This is a genomic window from Kribbella sp. VKM Ac-2566 (genome assembly GCF_004366005.1).
GTDB classification, from domain to species: Bacteria; Actinomycetota; Actinomycetes; order Propionibacteriales; family Kribbellaceae; genus Kribbella; species Kribbella pratensis.
The window spans coordinates 194,466-212,662 of record NZ_SODT01000010.1; the positions used below are offsets into that span (position 1 = coordinate 194,466).

The window sequence follows — 18,197 nt, forward strand, 5'->3', positions numbered from 1 at the left end:
ACCTTACCTCATCCGACCGGGTGGTTCGGACCGGGTTCGGTCAGCGTTTCTTGTTCTTCTGGCGGGCTCGGATCTGGACGTGGATCGGGCTGCCGACGAAGCCGAAGTCCTCGCGGAGGCGGCGTTCGATGAAGCGCTGGTACGACGCCTCGATCTGGCCGGAGGTGAAGATGGCGAAGGTCGGGGGCATCGTGGTGGCCTGGGTGCCGAAGAGGATCTTCGGCTGCTTGCCGGAGCGGACCGGGTGCGGATGGGCGGCGACCAGGCGGCCGAGGAAGGCGTTGAGCTGCCCGGTCGGGACGCGCGTCTGCCAGCCTTCCAGCGCGGCCTCGATGGCGGGCACCAGCCTGTCCATGTGCCAGCCGGTGAGCGCGCTGATGTTCACCCGCGGCGCCCAGCGGAACTGCACCAGGTCGCGGTCGATCTCGCGCTCCAGGTAGTAACGCCGCTCCTCGTCCATCAGGTCCCACTTGTTGTACGCGATCACCAGCGCCTTGCCGGCTTCCTCGACCGCGTTCATGATCCGCAGGTCCTGCTCGGTGAGCGACTCCGAGGCGTCGATCACAACCACCACGACCTCGGCCCGCTCGATCGCCGCATTTGTCCGGAGCGAGGCGTAGTACTCGTGCCCCTGGACGTTCTTCACCTTGCGCCGGATGCCCGCGGTGTCGATGAACCGCCACTCCTGACCGCCGAGCGTGATCAGCTCGTCGACCGGGTCCACCGTCGTACCGGCGACGTCGCTCACGACGACCCGGTCCTCCTTGGCGACCTTGTTGAGCAGCGACGACTTGCCCACGTTCGGCTTGCCGACGATCGCGACCCGGCGCGGTCCGCCGACCTCACCGTCGCGCTCGGCCGGTGCCTCCGGAAGCGCCGCGAGAACGGCGTCCAGCAGGTCGCCCGTGCCGCGGCCGTGCATCCCGGACACCGGGTACGGCTCACCGATCCCGAGGCTCCACAGGTTCATCGCCTCGGACTCGATGCGCTGGTCGTCGACCTTGTTCGCGGCCAGTACGACGGGTTTGCCGGACTTCCGCAGCACCCGGACGACTGCCTCGTCCGCATCGGTGATACCCACCACGGCGTCGACCACGAACAGCACCGCGTCGGCGGCGTTGATCGCGACCTCCGCCTGGGCGGCGACCAGGGCGGCCATGCCGACCGCGTCCGGGTCCCAACCACCGGTGTCGACGACCGTGAACTCGCGGCCGGCCCAGTTGGCGTCGTACGAGACGCGGTCCCGGGTGACGCCCGGGGTGTCCTCGACGACCGCCTCGCGGCGGCCGATGATGCGGTTGACCAGCGTGGACTTGCCGACGTTCGGCCGCCCGACGATCGCGAGGACGGGCAGTGGCCCGGTGTCTTCGCGGTCGTGCGTCGGTGCTTCGGTGGGCAGGTCAGTCATCAGGGTCCTTCTGGGTCTTGCCAGCCCGGAAGCGGGTGGCCGGTAGCTTCGACGGCCGCCTGCACATGGGCGCGCAGCACGTCACCGATCTGGTCGGCAACCGCCTGTACGTCGGATTGCCTCCTCGGAAAGGGTACGCGCTCGATCGCGAACGGCTCGCCATACACCACGTCGATGCGGCTCCCGGCCGGCGGAAAGCCCTCCACGTCGCCCCCTGGGAGCCGCGTCCCGATCAGCGCGACGGGCAGGATCGGGGCCCCGGTCACCATCGCCAGGTACGCCACCCCGGTCCGGATCCGGCTGAAGTCGCCCGGGCCGCGGGTGCCCTCCGGGTAGATGTTCAGCACCCGGCCGCTCCGCAGTACCTGGATCGACTGCCGGACCGCGAGCATGTCGTACGTCGACCGGTCGACCGGGATCTGGCCGATCCGGCGCAGGATCGCCCCCTGGAGGCCGCCGAAAGCCTCGATCTTGCCGAGCTGGTGCAGCATCCGCGGGGCGATCGCACCGAGCAGCGGCCCGTCGAGCAGGCTCAGGTGGTTCGGCGCCATCAGCAGCGGACCGGTCAGCGGGAACCGGTCCTCGTGATGCACGGTCAGCTTGTACTTGCGGCGGAAGTACGGCCTGGCGATCCTCCGCAACGGGAGCGCCATCCGGTACGGCAGTGCAGGCAGATCGTCGGTCCGGGGCAGGTCCTTGTGCCCGGTGACTTCAGCCCTCATCGCTCCCGGCCTTGAGGGACGGTCTCCTTGGCGAGTCTGCTGATCACGTCGATGACCTCCTCGAGGCTCAGATGGGTGGAGTCGACGGTCACCGCACCGTCGGAGGCGACCAGGAATTGCGAAACGGTGGCGTCGTCGGCGTCGCGGCGGACGATCTGGTCCCGCAGTTGCTCGGCGGTCACCGAACCGGACTCGAGCTCGGCGCCGCGGCGGGACATCCGCGCGTCCTGGTCGGCGGTCAGGTGGACCTTCAGCTCGGCGTCGGTGGCGACCACGGTGGCGATGTCGCGGCCCTCGACCACGATCCCGCCGCCCGACTGCGGAGAATTCTGGGCGTCGTCGATGATCTCCCGCTGGCGCCGGATCAGCTCCTTGCGGACGTCGAGGTTGGTGGCGATCTTCGACACCACCGCGCTGATCCGCGGCTCCCGGATCGCGGCCGTGACGTCGGTCCCGTCGGCGATCACGAACTGGTGGCCGGGGTCGGTGCTGACCTCCAGCTCGAGCTCCCGCGCACGCTGCGCGACCGCCGCCGTGTCGTCCAGGTCCAGTCCGCGATCGACGGCCGACCAGGTCACCGCACGGTACGTCGCACCGGTGTCCAGGTACCGCAGACCGAGGCGGGTGGCCACTCCACGCGCGGTGCTCGACTTACCGGAGCCGCTCGGCCCGTCAACAGCGATGATCATGCCCCGAAGATTACCTTCGGCCGGGGACAACCTACCGGTGGACTACCCACCCGCGGTCGGTCAGGACCTCGACCAACTGGTCGACCGATCCCGGTTTGACGGCGAGCTCGACCTCACCGACGGGGCGACCCGGGCTGTGGTCGATGCGCAGGTCCTCGACGTTCGCGCCGGATTCGGCCGCGTCGGCGAACAGCCGGGCCAGTTGGCCGGGGCGGTCGGGGATCGTGACGAGGACCGTGACCAGGTCGATGTGCGGCGTACCGTGCTTGCCCGGAACGCGGACCGCGCCGGACACGCCCTGGCCGAGGATCGCGGTCAGTTCGTCGGCCGCCTCTTCCTTGCCGAGGGCAACGAGCAGCCGGTCGAGCTCGCCGCGGATCTGCTCCAGGAGGCCGGTGAGCGCGGTCGAGTTCGCGGACACGATCTGGGTCCACAACCGCGGGTCGCCGGCCGCGATCCGGGTCACGTCGCGGACACCCTGGCCGGACAGTTCGAGATGGGAGGACGGCGCGTCCGCCAGCGTGCCCGCGGCGAGCGCCGACATCAGGTGCGGGAGGTGCGAGACCCGGGCGACGCCGAGGTCGTGGTCCTCGACCGACAGCTCCACCGTCCGGGCACCACAGGCCTCGGCGAGCCGGCGTACGAGATCGATCGCTTCCGGAGCGCTCGTCGCGTGCGGGGTGATCGCCCAGGTGGCTCCGTCGAACAGGTCGGCGCGTGCGGCCAGCGGGCCGTTGCGCTCGGAGCCTGCCATCGGGTGACTACCGACGTACCGGCTGACGTCACCGGTCAGCCGGCGCGCATCGGTCAGCGGCTTGGACTTCACACTGGCCGCGTCCGTGACGATGGCCTGAGTCGCCTCCAGTTGCTCGGCGACGACGGCGCCGACGTGGTCCGGCGGTACGGCGACCACGACCAGCTGCGGCTCGATCTCGACCAGCCGCGAGCCGGCGCCGATCCGCTCGGCCATCAGCGCGTTGTCCGGGTTCCCGTCGACGAGCTCCACGACCACACCGAGCCGTGCCAGCGCGAGACCGATCGACGTACCGATCAATCCGGTGCCGACAATGCGAACCGGCCCGCGCAACTCACTCACTGTGCCCTCACTGGGCGCCGGTCAGGTCCGGGCGGAGCGCGACTGCTCCGTGCAGGTAGACGTGCTGGATCTTGTCCCGGGACCGCGGCGTCTCGGTGTGCACCATCAGCCGCACCACCCGCGGCAGCGCATGCGGCACCGGGATCTCCTGCATGCACATCAGCGGTACGTCGGTCAGCCCGATCTGCCGGCCCGCGACGGCGGGAAACTCCGAACGCAGGTCCGACGTGACGGTGAACAGGATGCTGATCAGGTCCTCGTTCTCCAGATCGTTCGCCTCCAGGACCGCCTTCACCAGCTCCGCGGACCGCTCGAGCAGGTGCTCGCGCTCGTCCACGTCCAGCTGGGTGGCACCCCGGATCGCCCGTACCGCCACGTCCGCCTCCTTAGATCTTGTCCCCCAACCCTAGGCCAGAGTAGTCAAAGAGTGGACAGCCGTCTCAGCGGCGTCGACCGTCTGCTCCAGCAGCAGCGCGATCGTCATCGGCCCGACCCCGCCCGGTACCGGCGTGATCAGCCGGGCCACCTCGGTCGCCTCCGCGAAGTGCACGTCGCCGACGTTGCCCTCCTTGTACCCGGCGTCGACCACGACCGCGCCCGGCTTCAGCCAGTCGCCGCGGACGAAGTTCGCCTTGCCGACCGCGGCGATCACCACATCCGCGGTCCGGACCAGCTCGGGCAGGTCCCGGGTCCGGGAGTGCGCGTACGTGACGGTGGCGTTCGATGCCAGCAGCAACATGCCGGCCGGCTTACCGAGGATCGGGCTGCGGCCGATCACCACGGCGTGCGCCCCTTCGAGCGGTACGTCGTACGCCGCCAGCAGCCGCATGATCCCGCCGGGGGTGGCCGAGCGGAAACCCGGATCCCCGAACGCCATCGCCGCGAACGACCGCATCGTCACGCCGTCGACGTCCTTCGCCGGGTCGATCGCCTCGAACGCGGACCGCTCGTCGATCTGCGCCGGCACGGGGTGCTGCAGCAGGATCCCGTGCACGGCCGGGTCCTCGGAGAGCTTGGTGATCTCCGCGACCAGCTCCGCGGTGGAAGTCTCGGCCGGCAGTACGACGCTCAGCGACGCGATCCCGGCCTTCTTCGAGCGGTTCTGCTTCATCCGCACGTACGTCGCCGACGCCGGGTCGTCACCGACCAGCACGGTCGCCAGACACGGCTGCACGCCGTACCTCTCCTGCAGGACCCGTGCTCGTTCGGCCGCCTTGGCGACCATGTCGGCGGCGAGGTCGGTCCCGATCATCAGTTCTGCGCTCATCGGCGCACTCCTCTGCGTCAGAAGTGTGCCCAGGCGCGCGGCGAAGCCGGATGGCAGACCGTTCCCCGGTGGTCGTCCACCTCAGCGCCAGTCGCGGTCCGCTGTCAGGATACCGGCCCGCTCGCCGCGCCGATCAGCTCGCCTGGATTCCTACGCGCGCTTGAGCTCGAGCACGGGGATGGTGCGAATGCCGGCCGTACTGCGCTCGTAGTCGGCGAAGCCGGGATACCGCCGGGCCTGCTCGGCGTAGATCCGGTCGCGCTCGGCGCCGGTCACTTCCTTGACGATCACCTCGTACGTCTCGGTCCCACGCTCGATCGTGGCCTTGCCGGCTGCGGTGAGGTTGCGGTACCAATCGGGGTTGGTGGGGGCGCCGCCTTTGCTCGCGAAGACGTAGATCAGGTCCGGGTGGCTGTCGTCGGCGAGGTACATCGTCGGAGCGACGTACTCCTGCCCGCTCCGACGGCCGTAGTGGTGCAGCAGGACCATCGGTGCGCCCTCGAACTGCCCACCGACTTTGCCCTCGTTGTCCCGGAACTCGGTGATGATGTTGGCGTTCCAGTCGCTCATATCGATTCCTCCACAGATTGCTGGTTGCTAGAGCAAACCTGCGTGGTCCAACGCGAGATAGGCGGCGTCGATTCCCGTCATCGCACCGGGTGTGCGCAACTCCGCACGGAACGCGTCCAGGGACAGCTCGACCGGGACACAGTCCTCGGTCTCGTCCAGTTGCTGTTTCCCGTCGGGGCGGCAGCCGCGGGCAATCGCGACGTACTTGCGGTACGTCGACGAGGCCGCCGACCACTGCCAGCCGACGACTTCGAGCGACTCGCAGACGTAGCCGGTCTCCTCCTCGAGCTCCCGGACACCTGCCACCGCGGGGTCTTCGCCGGGCTCGACGTACCCACCTGGCAGATTCGTGACGACGCGGTCCGGTCCGGCCCGGAACATCCGCACCGTGACGATCCGGCCCTCAGGCGTCAACGGCAGCACGGTCACGCCGGACGTGATCCCGGCGTCGGACTTCGGGCCGAGCACGTCCCAGTCGACCTCGCGCCCGTCGGGCATCCGGTACCGGCGCAGGTTCACGCTCAGGAACCGGTGGAACCCCGTCTCCTCCCCCAGCAGCTCCCAAGGTGCCGGGTCGGCCGGACGAGACAGCTCAGCCGCCACCTTGTCGGTAGCGGCTGAGTTCTCGATCTGGTCCGTCACAGCGGACGGTCGTCGTCCGAGTCTTCCGGCGGCGCTACCGGTGCGTCGTCCGCCGGCGGTGCGACTGGAGTGTCACCCGTAGACGACTCACTGGAGTCACTCGCGTCCGAACCCGGGTCCGACTCCGATTTCGCGTCCACCGCCGGGCTGGACTCGCTCAGGATGCCGGCCAAAGACTCCTCGGAGATGCGCTTGAACTTGCGCATCTGGGTCCGGGTCCGGTCCAGGACGGCGACCTCGAGCTGGTCCGGGGTGAGCTCCCGGACCTCGGTGCTGTCGTGGCCGAGCGCGTCCACTGCCAGCCGGACCGCGCCGGCCAGCGAGATGCCGTCGGAGTAGTGCTCGCCGATGTATTCCGCGACCGTCTCCGCGGCGCCGCCCATCACGGCGTACCCGCGGACGTCCGCGATCGAGCCGTCGTAGGTGAGCCGGTAGATCTGGTCGTCGGCCGGGCCGGCGCCGATCTCGGCGACCAGGATCTCCACCTCGAGCGGCTTCTCGCCGCCGGAGGAGAAGATCGCGCCGAGGGTCTGCGCATACGCGTTGGCCAGCGCCCGGCCGGTGACGTCGCGCCGGTCGTAGGAGTACCCGCGCATGTCGGCGAGCCGGACTCCGGCGATCCGCAGGTTCTCGAACTCGTTGTACCGGCCGACGGCGGCGAACGCCATCCGGTCGTAGATCTCGGCCACCTTGTGCAGGGCGGGCGAGCGGTTCTCCGCCACGAACAGGATGCCGTCGGCGTACTGCAGCGCGATCGCGCTGCGGCCCTTGGCGATGCCCTTCCGGGCGAAGTCGGCCCGGTCCCGCATCAGCTGCTCGGGCGAGACGTAGAACGGAACGCTCATCGAAGGTGTCGTCCTCTAATCAGTCGATCGGGCATGATCATCGAGATGGTCAGGTCAGGGACGCCGCGGCCGGGCCGTCGGGACGCTCGTGGCGCTGGGCCCAGGCGGCGTCGACCAGCGCCGCCACCTCGTCCTCCGGCAGCCGCCGGTAGCCGTCGACGGTGACCACGCCGATCACCGGGAAGATCCGGCGCAGCATGTCCGGGCCACCGGTCGCCGAGTCGTCGTCGGCCGCGTCGATCAGCGACTGGATCGCCACCGTCGCGCAGTCGGTCTCGGACAGGTCCTCGCGGTACAGCTTCTTCAGCGCGCCGCGGGCGAACAGCGAGCCCGAACCGACGCTGTAGAAGTGGGTCTCCTCGTACCGCCCGCCGGTCGGGTCGTAGGAGAAGATCCGGCCGCCCTTGATATCGGGGTCGTAGCCCGCGAACAGCGGCACCACGGTGAGACCCTGCATGGCCATCGGCAGGTTGCCGCGGATCAGCGCGCTGAGCCGGTTGGCCTTGCCGTCGAGGCTGAGGGTGGCGCCCTCGAGCTTCTCGTAGTGCTCCAGCTCGACCTGGAACAACCGGACCATCTCGATCCCGAAGCCGGCCGAGCCGGCGAACGCGACCGCCGAGTACTCGTCGGCGGGGAACACCTTCTCGATGTCACGCTGGGCGATGATGTTGCCCATCGTGGCCCGCCGGTCGCCGGCCATGATCACGCCACCCGGGAAGGTGGCGGCCACGATCGTCGTACCGTGCGGGACTTCGCTGGACAGGTCACCCTGCCCCAGGGACCGTCGTCCGGGCAGCAGGTCGGGCGCGTGCCCGGCCAGGAAGTCCATGAACGACGAGCCGCCTGGGGTCAGGAAGGCTTCCGGCAGCCGGCCGGAGGCATCAGATGTCATCGAGCGGTTCACTCCCCACCCTTTTGCACGAATCCGCGGACGAACTCCTCGGCGTTCTCCTCGAGGACCTCGTCGATCTCGTCCAGGATCGAGTCGACGTCCTCGTCGAGCCGCTCTTTCCGCTCCTGGACGTCCTCCGACGCCTCGACCTGCTCGACCTCTTCCTCGGTCGACGAACGCTTCGGCTGCTTGTGCTGCTGACCGCCGTCCTTCGCCATGGCACACCTCCTAGAACCGCTGGGAGGGCCGCCCAACCGACCCTCACTAGCGACCCTACCCGGCGGCACCCCCAGTAATGGTGCGAACCAGGTCACTTGCGGTGTCGCATTGGTCAAGAAGTGCCCCGACATGCGCTTTCGTGCCCCGCAGCGGGTCCAGGGTCGGGATCCGCTGGAGCGACTCCTTGCCGGGCAGATCGAAGATCACCGAGTCCCAGGAGGCGGCCGCGACCTGCGGCGCGTACTGCTGCATGCAGCGGCCGCGGAAATACGCCCGGGTGTCGGTCGGCGGGTGCGCGACGGCCATCCGGATCTCCTCGTCGGAGACGATCCGCTGCATCCGGCCGGATTTCACCAACTTGTAATACAGGCCCTTGTCCGGGCGCAGGTCGGCGTACTGCAGGTCGATCAGGTGCAGCTTCGAGTCGTCCCACTCGAGGGCGTCGCGGTCGCGGTACGACTGGAGCAGTTTGTACTTCGCGACCCAGTCGAGCTGGTCGGACAGCTTCATCGGGTCGGTGGCGAGCTGGTCGAGCACCTGCTCCCAGCGGTGCAGCACGTCCTTGGTCTGCCGGTCCGCGTCGTCGCCGTACTTGTCCTCGACGTACTTGCGGGCCTGCTCCAGGTACTCCGTCTGCAGCTGGACAGCGGTGATCTTGCGGCCGTCCTTGAGCGTCAGCAGGTGCGTGCAGGACGGGTCGTGGCTGACCTCGTGCAGCGCGGTCACCGGCCGGTCGACGCTGAGGTCGTCGGTCAGCCAGCCGTCCTCGATCATCGCCAGCACCAGCGACGTCGTCCCGACCTTCAGGTACGTCGAGATCTCGGACAGGTTCGCGTCGCCGATGATCACGTGCAGCCGGCGGTAGCGGTCCGGGTTCGCGTGCGGTTCGTCGCGGGTGTTGATGATCGGCCGCTTCAGCGTCGTCTCCAGGCCGACCTCGACCTCGAAGTAGTCGGCCCGCTGGCTGATCTGGAAGCCGTGCGCCGCGCCGTCCTGGCCGATCCCGACCCGGCCGGCGCCGGTCACCACCTGACGGCTCACGAAGAACGGCGTCAGGTGCCGCACGATCGACGCGAACGGCGTCGACCGCCGCATCAGGTAGTTCTCGTGCGAACCGTACGACGCGCCCTTGTTGTCGGTGTTGTTCTTGTAGAGGTTCAGCTGCGGCGCCCCGGGAATCAGCCGGGCCTGCCGCGCCCCCTCCATGATCACCAGCTCGCCGGCCTTGTCCCACACCACCGCGTCCCGCGGGTTCGTCGTCTCGGGCGCGGAGTACTCCGGGTGGGCGTGGTCGACGTACAGCCGGGCGCCGTTGGTGAGGATCACGTTCGCCAGGCCGGTCTCCTCGTCGGTGAGCTGGCTGGAGTCCGCCACCTCCCGGCTGAGGTCGAATCCTCGCGCGTCCCGCAGCGGGTGCTCCTCGTCGAAGTCCCACCGGGTCTTGCGCGCGAGCGGCTGCGTCTGCGCGTACCCGTTCACCACCTGGCTCGAGGTCAGCATCGGGTTCGCCCCGGGCTGCCCCGGCACCGAGATCCCGAACTCGGTCTCGGTACCCATGATCCGCCGAACACTCATGCAGCCGAGCCTACGCGGTACCAGCGACTAAAGGGGTTGCTGTATCCACAGGGTTATCTGTGAGACTGCGCGGGTGGACGAGATGGTGGCGATTCTGGACGAGGCCAACCAGGTCACCGGGGCGGTGCCACGGTCTGTGATGCGGCGCGACAACCTGCGTCACTCCGCGACGGGTGTCGTCGTCCTGAATTCCGCCGGTGAGATCTACGTGCATCGGCGGACGCCGACGAAGGACGTCTATCCGGGACGGTACGACTTCGCTGCGGGTGGGGTCGTCGCGGCCGGTGAGGACCCGTTCCATGCCGTCGTACGGGAACTGGACGAGGAGCTCGGGATCTCCGGCGTGGAGCTGACGCGGTTGCCGGAGGACGACTACGCCGATGAGAACACGCGGTACCACGCGTACCTGTACACGTGTGTCTGGGACGGCCCGGTGCGGCATCAGCCGGAAGAGGTCGCCTGGGGCGCGTGGATGTCGCCGGCCGAGCTCGTGGCCAAGTTCGACGAGTGGTCGTTCATGCCGGACACGCTGGCGTTGCTCGGGCCGTACGTCCGGAGCTTGGTATGACAATCATCGAGGGGTGGGACAGCCACGCCTGGATCGACGGGCCGTGGATCCACCGGGCACCGCGTCGCCCGGAGGTGCGCCCGCGGCTGCTCGCCGAGGCCACCCTCCTCCCCTGGCTCGCGCCACAGCTCTCGCTGCCGGTCCCAGTACCTGAGCTGACAACTGACGGCGTGCGCCACCTGCTGCTCCCCGGCGAACCGTTCACCGACGGCAGCGTCGAGACCGGCCGGGCACTGGGCGGCTTCCTGAAGGCGTTGCATGCGGTCGACACCACAGAAGCCGTGGCGTACGGCGCATTGGACGCAGCGACCGCTACAGCCGAGAAGACCGCCTTTCTGGGCGAGTGCCGCGACCAGATCGTGCCGTTGCTCCCGGCAGAGGTCCGGACCACAGCGGTCGAGCTGCTGGACCGCGTCGCGAACGTCAGAACCGCCTTGGTGCACTGCGACTTCGGTCCGGACCACATCCTGATGACCGACGGACAGATCACCGGAATCATCGACTGGACCGACGCCGTCATCGGCGATCCTGCCCTCGACCTCTGCTGGCCCCTCAACGGCGCACCGGACCCGGTCGCCGCCGGCCTCATCGAGATCTACCGACCCACTCCTGACCAGGTCGAACGCGCCCACGACTGGGCCCGCCTCTCCCCCTGGTACGGCACCCACCGCGGCCTGCTACTGGACCTCCCCGACGACGTCGCGACCGGACTGGCAGAGATCGCCGCCACGCTGTGATGCAACCCCTTGGCAGGCGAGCGGTCACTAGCTCATGTGAAGATCATCCTGACTGACGACAGGGACCCGTCGATGGGATCCGCAGCCGCCGGTTCAGCGAGCGACCCGCCGCCCGTCGACGGCTCCGACCAGGAGCTGTGGGAGCGGTTGCGCGCTGGGGACCATTTCGCGCTCGGCGAGCTCTTCGACCGGTACGCCGACGACGTACGGGCGTTCGCGTTCCGGCGGACCGCATCCTGGAGCACCGCCGACGACGTGGTCCAGGCAACGTTCCTGAGCACCTGGCGGCGGTTCGAGCGCAATCCGCCGGGGCCGCTGACCGGATCGAGCGCTCGCGGCTGGCTGCTCGTCGTGGCCGGCAACGAGTGCCGGACGCTGGCCCGGACGGCGGCCCGCTTGCGGAACCTTGTCGATCGCCTGCCCGAGCCGTCACCTGACGACGACCATGCCCCCGATGTCGCCCGCCGGCTGGACGACGAGCTCCGGATGTCGGCGATCCGTCGCGCCGTGGCCAAGCTCCCCCGGCACGAGCGCGAGACCCTCGAGCTCGTCGTCTGGTCCGGACTCACCACCGCCGAGGCCGCGGACGCGCTCGGCGTACCGGTCGGAACCGTCAAGGCCCGGCTGCACCGCACACGTCGCCGTTTCCCCGACCTGCTGACCCGGGTCGACCTCACCGAGGAGCTGTCATGAACACCGAACTCGAACCGCCGCGCGTTCCACCGCTGAGCGCCGCCGAGCGCTCCCGGATGCGTAACCAGCTGATGGAGCGTACCCGGCCCGCCACCGGTCGCCCGGCCCGGCGCTGGATCGCCCCGATGGTCGGCGTCGGAGCCGTCGCGGCCGTGGTCGCCGGCACGTTGGTCGTTACCCAGAAGTCGCCCGACGAACCCGGCGCGGCCGGTACATCGGCACCGCTCGCGTCGCCCGAGGCCCGGGTCGGAGTCGACCTCGGCGCGGTGCCGCGGGGCGACGTGGCCAAGATCGTCGCCGATTGCCAGTTCCCGGATGAAGCGGGTCCCGCTCAGCTTGTCTGGAGCCGTCACGTCCGCGGCATCACCAAGGACAGCAGCGCGCTGGTGGCACTGGCACTGAACACGAAACGCGCCACTGCGCAGCCCACGGTGACCCGCGGCGGTCGCAAGCCCGGGCCCGGAGGAGCACCATCCACCGCCAAGCTCGGGTACCGGTTCTGCATGACGCGCATGCCACCGAGCGCCAAGCTCGGCGCGGTCGCATCCGTCGCACGGGTCGAGGACAAGGCCTGGCGGACCGAGCCGACGGCGCAGCGCGGTCTGGTGACGCTCGGCAGCACCGACGGCGACATCACGAACGACCTGACCACGCTGCAGGCGTGGCGGCTCTACCGGGCCCATCCGGATGTCGCCAAGGTCGAGGCCCGGTACGTGCTCGACGGGAAGACCGGCCCGTGGACGAGCGGCGTCGTCGACGGCGGCTTCGCCTACCTCGAGGTCCAGGCGAACGGAAAGTTCACGCTCGGCCAGCGACTCGAGACCGAGGTCCGCGCCTTCGACGCCCAGGGCCGGCTGGTACCTGTCGGCTAGCGGCGGCGGGCCATCGTCCGGGCGAAGTTGATCGCGACCAGGCCCGCCCAGCAGATGACGACGCCGAAGGGGCCGATCATGCCGGCTGCGATCGCGGTGATCGGGATCGCGGCGACGATCGAGACGATCGCCAGCGCCAGCCCGCCCGGGTCGGTCTCGCGGCTCGGGTGCCGCCGAGGCGCAGGCTCCGGCAGCAGCCCGGCGCTACGGTGCCGGTCACGCGCGTCGAGCTTCTCCAGGAAGCCGTCGATGATCTCGGCCTCGTACTCCGGTCCCAGCTCCTGGCGTGCCGCCACCGCAGCACGCAGGTCCTTCCGCACCTCGTCCGTCGCCATAGCAGCACGCTAGGCCCGCAGAACCGCCGTACCAATCGGGGAAACCCCCCGATCTCACCGGGTGTTAGACCTACCCCCAGGAGACCCAGGAGAAGCGGAACCGCCCCCGGACGCTCGGTCCGGGGGCGATTCGCGGTACGGCGTGTTACAGGTACTGACCGGTGTTGGTCGCGGTGTCGATCGACCGGCCGGGCTCGGTGCCCTGCTTGCCGGAGATGAGCGTCCGGATGTAGACGATCCGCTCGCCCTTCTTGCCGGAGATCCGGGCCCAGTCGTCCGGGTTCGTGGTGTTCGGCAGGTCCTCGTTCTCCTTGAACTCGTCCACGCAGGCCTGCAGCAGGTGCTGCACCCGCAGACCCTTCTGGTTCTCGTCCAGGAACGCCTTGATCGCCATCTTCTTCGCCCGGTCGACGATGTTCTGGATCATCGCGCCCGAGTTGAAGTCCTTGAAGTACAGGACCTCCTTGTCACCGTTGGCGTAGGTGACCTCGAGGAAGCGGTTCTCGTCGGCCTCGGTGTACATCCGCTCGACCGTGCGCTGGATCATCCCGTCCACGCAGCCCTGCCGGTCGCCGCCGAACTCGCCCAGATCGTCGACGTGCAGCGGCAGGTTCGCGGTCAGGTACTTCGAGAAGATGTCCCGCGCCGCCTCCGCGTCGGGGCGCTCGATCTTGATCTTCACGTCCAGCCGGCCGGGCCGCAGGATTGCCGGGTCGATCATGTCCTCGCGGTTGGAGGCACCGATGACGAGGACGTTCTCCAGCCCCTCGACACCGTCGATCTCGCTCAGCAACTGCGGGACGATGGTGTTCTCGACATCCGACGACACACCGGATCCGCGGGTGCGGAACAGCGAGTCCATCTCGTCGAAGAACACGATCACCGGCATGCCCTCGGAAGCCTTCTCCCGGGCCCGCTGGAAGACCAGGCGGATGTGACGCTCGGTCTCGCCGACGTACTTGTTCAGCAGCTCGGGGCCCTTGATGTTCAGGAAGAACGACTTCTGGCCCTCGGTCCCGGTCCGCTCGGCGACCTTCTTGGCCAGCGAGTTCGCGACCGCCTTCGCGATCAGCGTCTTGCCACACCCCGGCGGGCCGTAGAGCAGCACGCCCTTCGGCGGCTTGAGCTCGTGCTCCAGGAACAGGTCCTTGTGCAGGTACGGCAGCTCGACCGCGTCCCGGATCTGCTCGATCTGGCCGGACAGGCCGCCGATCTGGGTGTAGTCGATGTCCGGGACCTCTTCGAGGATCAGCTCCTCGACCTCGGACTTCGGGATCTTCTCGTACACGTATCCGGAGCGGGCCTCGAGCAACAGCGAGTCACCGGCACGCAGGGGTACGTCGAGCAGCGGCGACGCCAGTCGCACCACGCGCTCCTCGTCGGCCTGTGCGATCACCAGTGCCCGCTCGCCGTCGGCGAGCAGCTCCTTGAGCATCACCACGTCGCCGACGACCTCGAAGTCACAGGCCTCGACCACGTTGAGTGCTTCGTTCAGCATCAGTTCCTGGCCGAGCTTGAGCGCGTCCAGGTCCACCGACGGGCTCGCCGCGACCCGGAGTTTCCGGCCCCCGGTGAACACGTCGAGCGTGTCGTCTTCGTTCCGTCCGAGGAAGGTGCCGAAACCGGACGGCGGTTGCGCCAGCCGGTCGACCTCCTCCTTCAGGGCGATGATCTTCTCTCGCGCCTCCCGCAGCGTGTCCGCCAGCCGCTCGTTCTGAGCGGTGACACTCGCCAAGGAGGCCTGGGTTTCGGACAGTCTGCTCTCGAGCGACCGGCTGTCCGCCGGGTGCTCGAGCAGCCGACGTCGCAACGCCGCGACCTCGGCTTCCAGGTACCGGACCTGGTTACGCAGTTCTGCCGCGGTAGGACTCTCGTCTCCAGCCACGATCATCACCTCACCATGTGGGGCTCGACCCTATGGACCTTACCCAGAAAACCTCGCCGGGCAAGCTGAATCCCATCACGTGTCGGTTGCGGATGGAGTCCGTTGCCTACGGCATGTCGCCGGAAGTTTCCGCGGATGCTTCGGACGACGGCGCACCGGCTGCCTCAGGGCGGCGCGGTCCGGCGTAGTCGTCGCCGTACGCGCCCGGTGCCGGACGGCGCTTCTTACGGGGTGCCTGCACCCCGTGCGCCATCCTCCGGGCGGTGACCAGGAAGGCCGTGTGTCCTTGCATCCGGTGGCCCGGACGGACGGCGAGACCCTCTACATGCCAGTCTCGCACGAGTGACTCCCACGCGCGCGGCTCGGTGAACTCGCCGTGTGCCCTCAGCGTCTCCACAACGCGGCTCAGCTGCGTTGTGGTGGCCACATAGGCACAGAACACCCCGCCGGGTGAAAGTGCCTCAGCGACCACGTCAACGCACTCCCACGGCGCGAGCATGTCGAGGACGACGCGGTCGACGTCCTGCTCGTTCAGCTTCTCGACCAGGTCGCCGACCTCGAGCCGCCAGGCGGGGTGCTCGCCGCCGAAGAAACCGGTCACGTTCTTCCGCGCGACCTCGGCGAAGTCCTCGCGGCGCTCGAACGAGATCACCTGGCCATGGATCCCGACCGCCCGCAGCAGCGCGGTGGTCAGCGCACCGGAACCGGCGCCCGCCTCGACCACCTTCGCGCCGGGGAAGATGTCGGCCATCGTGACGATCTGCGCGGTGTCCTTCGGGTAGATCACGGCGGCGCCGCGCGGCATCGAGACCGAGTAGTCGGCCATCAGCGGCCGCAGCGCGAGGTACTCGACGTTGCCCTTGGACCTGATCACCACGGCGTCCGGGCCGTCGATCAGCTGGTCGTGCTCGATCCCGCCCTTGGTGGTGTGGAAGGTCTTCCCGCGCTCCAGCTTGACCGAGTGCCGGCGGCCCTTGGAGTCCTGCAGGGTGATCCACTCGCCCTCCTGCAGCGGTCCGTGATGGACGCCGGAGTACGCCTGGTCGGGAAAGTCGCGCAAGTCAGCCATAAGGCGCTCACCTTAACTTTCGGTCACCGGAACCGAAGAATCAGCGGCTGTTCAACGACCTCGGAAAGCGCGTTCAACGTCGGCGGTCGCGAGTACGCCGTACACGCCGCCGTCGGCGCCCAGGACCAGGTACTCCGAGGCGGGGTGCTCGCGCAGTGTGCTGAGGATCTCCTCGCCGGTGTCGTTGACGCCGATGATGTGGCCCGCGCCGATCCGGGTGGAGACCTCGCTGACCGTGGTCCACGGGCGCTGGTTCGGGGCGACCGCGGCGACCGCGGACTCGGACACCAGGGCGTGCGGCTTGCCGTCGCCGTCGATCACTACGACCGCCCCGGCGTGCGCCTCTCCGGCGAGCCGGACGGCTTCCGCGAGCGGCGTACCGGAATGTACGGCGATGGCGCGGCGGGCCATCGTCCGGACCTGGAGTGCGGGCAGCTTGCGCCGCAGCCGGGCCTGCATCAGGGACGCGGTCGAGCCGGACCAGAGGAAGAAGCCGACCAGCAGGGCGATCAGGAAGTCGATCATCGAGGGGTGCCGGCCCCAGATCTCCTCGAGCAGCACCGGCAGTGCGAGCACCGCCATCGCGAGGATGCGTCCGGCCCACGCGGCTGCGATCGTGCCGGTGTGCATGTTGCCGGTGAACTTCCACACGATCGCCCGCAGCACCCAGCCGCCGTCCAGCGGCAGGCCGGGCAGCAGGTTCGTGACGCCGACGATCAGGTTCGCGACGCCGAGCTCCCACAGCGCGACGTACGCGACGCCCTCGTCGAAGGCGCGGGAACCGAGGTACGCGAGGCCGCCGACGATCAGGGACGCGATCGGGCCGACGACCGAGACGGCGAACTCCTCGAGCGGTGACTTCCGCTCACCTTCGATGTGCGTGCCGGCCGCGAAGAAACCGAGGTTGATCTCCGAGACGCCGATGCCGAACCGCATCGCCATCAGCGCGTGCGCGAGCTCGTGGATCAGGATCGACACCGTGAACGCGACGACGAACGCGAACGCCGCGACGTACCGCCAGCCGCCGAGCTCGGGGAACTGCTGCCCGATGATCGCGGCGAAGCCGATCGCGAGCAGCATCGCCACCGGCAACCACGTGAAACGCATGGTCAGCCGGATGCCGCGGACGCGCCCCAGCACCCACGTTCCGGGCGGTGGCGGACCGGCCGGCCGGGCGGGGTTCTGAGGGTCAGGCGAGTCTGGCATCAAGGCAACGCTACTTGGCCGGTGTTAACTCGCTGCTACACACCCACCGTCAGCGTGGCGACGTACCCGCTGGAGACGTCCCCGGTGACGGTCGCGAGCTGGTGTACGGCGTCGTCGTCGCCGAACACGTTGTCGTTCTCCAGCGACGTCTGGCTGAGGTTCTGCGCGCTGCCGTCGTACCCGTCGGTGGCGTAGACGGTGCTGCAGACGTCCTTGGGGAGGGCGAGCTGCGACGTACGGGTGATCTGGCCGGCCTTGGTCGCCTCGGCGGCGCTGGCGTAGACCTCGAAGTGGATGTGCGGCCAGCGACCCATGTACGCGGCCGGGAAGATCGTCTTGAAGGTGACCTTGCCGGAGCCGTCAGCGGCCTGGACGCCACGGAGGTAGTTCTCGTTCGTCACGCCGTCGGAGTACAGCGAGTAGCGGCCCTGGGCGTCGCAGTGCCAGAGGTAGACGGCGGCGCCTTCGAGGGCCTTGTCCTGGTCGGCGTCGACGACGGTGAGCTCGACGGTCAGCGGTACGCCGGCGGCGACGCCGGATGCGGATCCGAACGACTTGGTGATGTCGCTGCGGACGATGCCGGACTGGGTGAGGACGTTGGGCCCGTTCGAGCCGTCGCCCGGGTACGGTCCGCCGGTCTCCTGCGGGATCCCGTCCACGTCCGTGGAGGCATCGGTCGTCGCGCTCGGCGTGCTGGTCGTCGTGCTGGTCGGCGTGCTGGTCGTCTTGCTGGTCGTCGTACTGTCGTCCGTCGTGCAGCCGGCGACGGCGGCGAGGCCGGCGGCCGTGGACAGGCCGAGGAAGCGACGGCGGTGGAGTGTCGCGACGTCGTACTCGAGACCGCGGGCGTGGTTCGGCGGAGGCTGCGTCGGTGGCGTCATGGTTCGAGCATGACAACGCCTCCCGG

The 18,197-nt window shown here is 69.0% G+C and carries 21 protein-coding genes and 1 riboswitch; of the genes, 4 read left to right on the plus strand and 17 right to left on the minus strand.

The genetic code is table 11. The features are described 5' to 3' along the window. Positions 1–40: 40 nt before the first annotated feature. The 12 genes from der to dop all read right to left on the minus strand — a co-directional run bounded on the left by der (position 41) and on the right by dop (position 9,925). On the minus strand, positions 41–1,408 hold the full coding sequence (der, locus tag EV647_RS19295; protein WP_133789133.1) for a ribosome biogenesis GTPase Der: 1,368 nt from the start codon (positions 1,406–1,408) through the stop codon (positions 41–43). Beyond that, complete coding sequence (locus tag EV647_RS19300; RefSeq protein WP_238177294.1) at positions 1,408–2,130, minus strand: 1-acyl-sn-glycerol-3-phosphate acyltransferase; 723 nt, start codon at positions 2,128–2,130, stop codon at positions 1,408–1,410. The genes der and EV647_RS19300 overlap by 1 nt, the downstream gene beginning before the upstream one ends. Further along, complete coding sequence (cmk, locus tag EV647_RS19305; protein ID WP_134004808.1) at positions 2,127–2,819, minus strand: (d)CMP kinase; 693 nt, start codon at positions 2,817–2,819, stop codon at positions 2,127–2,129. The genes EV647_RS19300 and cmk overlap by 4 nt, the downstream gene beginning before the upstream one ends. A 31-nt stretch (positions 2,820–2,850) precedes the next feature. Next, on the minus strand, positions 2,851–3,915 hold the full coding sequence (locus tag EV647_RS19310) for a prephenate dehydrogenase (RefSeq protein ID WP_134004810.1): 1,065 nt from the start codon (positions 3,913–3,915) through the stop codon (positions 2,851–2,853). A gap of 7 nt (positions 3,916–3,922) precedes the next feature. Beyond that, on the minus strand, positions 3,923–4,291 hold the full coding sequence (aroH, locus tag EV647_RS19315) for a chorismate mutase (protein WP_130385491.1): 369 nt from the start codon (positions 4,289–4,291) through the stop codon (positions 3,923–3,925). Positions 4,292–4,321: 30 nt separating this feature from the next. Then, on the minus strand, positions 4,322–5,182 hold the full coding sequence (locus EV647_RS19320) for a bifunctional 5,10-methylenetetrahydrofolate dehydrogenase/5,10-methenyltetrahydrofolate cyclohydrolase (RefSeq protein ID WP_134004812.1): 861 nt from the start codon (positions 5,180–5,182) through the stop codon (positions 4,322–4,324). A 20-nt stretch (positions 5,183–5,202) separates the two neighbouring features. After that, a riboswitch (ZMP/ZTP riboswitch) is annotated at positions 5,203–5,287 on the minus strand. 45 nt (positions 5,288–5,332) lie between these two features. Continuing rightward, positions 5,333–5,752 carry a nitroreductase family deazaflavin-dependent oxidoreductase gene (locus tag EV647_RS19325; protein ID WP_134004814.1) on the minus strand — a complete coding sequence of 140 codons (420 nt, stop codon included), beginning with the start codon at positions 5,750–5,752 and terminating at the stop codon, positions 5,333–5,335. Positions 5,753–5,779: 27 nt separating this feature from the next. Next, positions 5,780–6,394 (minus strand): NUDIX hydrolase, encoded by a 615-nt coding sequence (locus EV647_RS19330; protein ID WP_134004816.1) that lies wholly within the window; start codon positions 6,392–6,394, stop codon positions 5,780–5,782. Then, positions 6,391–7,239: a proteasome subunit alpha gene (gene prcA, locus EV647_RS19335; protein ID WP_134004818.1), complete on the minus strand. Its 849-nt coding sequence runs from the start codon at positions 7,237–7,239 to the stop codon at positions 6,391–6,393. The genes EV647_RS19330 and prcA overlap by 4 nt, the downstream gene beginning before the upstream one ends. A gap of 49 nt (positions 7,240–7,288) precedes the next feature. Continuing rightward, on the minus strand, positions 7,289–8,131 hold the full coding sequence (prcB, locus tag EV647_RS19340; protein WP_130385486.1) for a proteasome subunit beta: 843 nt from the start codon (positions 8,129–8,131) through the stop codon (positions 7,289–7,291). Positions 8,132–8,139: 8 nt separating this feature from the next. Then, positions 8,140–8,349, minus strand: a complete 210-nt coding sequence (locus EV647_RS19345; protein WP_130448384.1) for a ubiquitin-like protein Pup — start codon at positions 8,347–8,349, stop codon at positions 8,140–8,142. Between the two features lie 55 nt (positions 8,350–8,404). After that, positions 8,405–9,925, minus strand: a complete 1,521-nt coding sequence (gene dop / locus EV647_RS19350) for a depupylase/deamidase Dop (RefSeq protein ID WP_134004820.1) — start codon at positions 9,923–9,925, stop codon at positions 8,405–8,407. Positions 9,926–10,007: 82 nt separating this feature from the next. Between dop and EV647_RS19355 the strand changes: the two genes are divergently transcribed. From EV647_RS19355 to EV647_RS19370, 4 genes are all read left to right on the plus strand, one after another. Then, a complete protein-coding gene (locus EV647_RS19355) occupies positions 10,008–10,493 on the plus strand; it encodes an NUDIX hydrolase (RefSeq protein ID WP_238175308.1) in 486 nt (161 codons plus the stop codon). Continuing rightward, positions 10,490–11,230 carry a phosphotransferase gene (locus EV647_RS19360; protein WP_134004824.1) on the plus strand — a complete coding sequence of 247 codons (741 nt, stop codon included), beginning with the start codon at positions 10,490–10,492 and terminating at the stop codon, positions 11,228–11,230. The genes EV647_RS19355 and EV647_RS19360 overlap by 4 nt, the downstream gene beginning before the upstream one ends. Positions 11,231–11,302: 72 nt before the next feature. Further along, positions 11,303–11,923, plus strand: coding sequence for an RNA polymerase sigma factor (locus EV647_RS19365; protein WP_238177295.1), 621 nt, complete (start codon positions 11,303–11,305; stop codon positions 11,921–11,923). Continuing rightward, the gene (locus EV647_RS19370) at positions 11,920–12,795 is read left to right on the plus strand and encodes a hypothetical protein (RefSeq protein ID WP_134004828.1); all 876 of its coding nucleotides are present in this window, start codon (positions 11,920–11,922) and stop codon (positions 12,793–12,795) included. Before EV647_RS19365 ends, EV647_RS19370 begins: the two co-directional genes overlap by 4 nt. On the opposite strand, the gene EV647_RS19375 is transcribed toward EV647_RS19370, so the two are convergent. The 5 genes from EV647_RS19375 to EV647_RS19395 form a co-directional block, all read right to left on the minus strand. Then, positions 12,792–13,130 carry a hypothetical protein gene (locus tag EV647_RS19375; RefSeq protein WP_134004830.1) on the minus strand — a complete coding sequence of 113 codons (339 nt, stop codon included), beginning with the start codon at positions 13,128–13,130 and terminating at the stop codon, positions 12,792–12,794. The genes EV647_RS19370 and EV647_RS19375 overlap by 4 nt on opposite strands. A gap of 145 nt (positions 13,131–13,275) precedes the next feature. After that, positions 13,276–15,021 carry a proteasome ATPase gene (arc, locus tag EV647_RS19380; protein ID WP_131296988.1) on the minus strand — a complete coding sequence of 582 codons (1,746 nt, stop codon included), beginning with the start codon at positions 15,019–15,021 and terminating at the stop codon, positions 13,276–13,278. A 100-nt stretch (positions 15,022–15,121) separates the two neighbouring features. Further along, entirely contained in the window at positions 15,122–16,084 is a 963-nt protein-coding gene (locus EV647_RS19385; RefSeq protein WP_134004832.1) for a tRNA (adenine-N1)-methyltransferase, read from the minus strand. 51 nt (positions 16,085–16,135) lie between these two features. Further along, positions 16,136–17,290, minus strand: coding sequence for a M50 family metallopeptidase (locus EV647_RS19390; RefSeq protein WP_238175015.1), 1,155 nt, complete (start codon positions 17,288–17,290; stop codon positions 16,136–16,138). Between the two features lie 35 nt (positions 17,291–17,325). Further along, positions 17,326–18,171, minus strand: a complete 846-nt coding sequence (locus tag EV647_RS19395) for an intradiol ring-cleavage dioxygenase (protein WP_134004834.1) — start codon at positions 18,169–18,171, stop codon at positions 17,326–17,328. Positions 18,172–18,197: the final 26 nt, after the last annotated feature.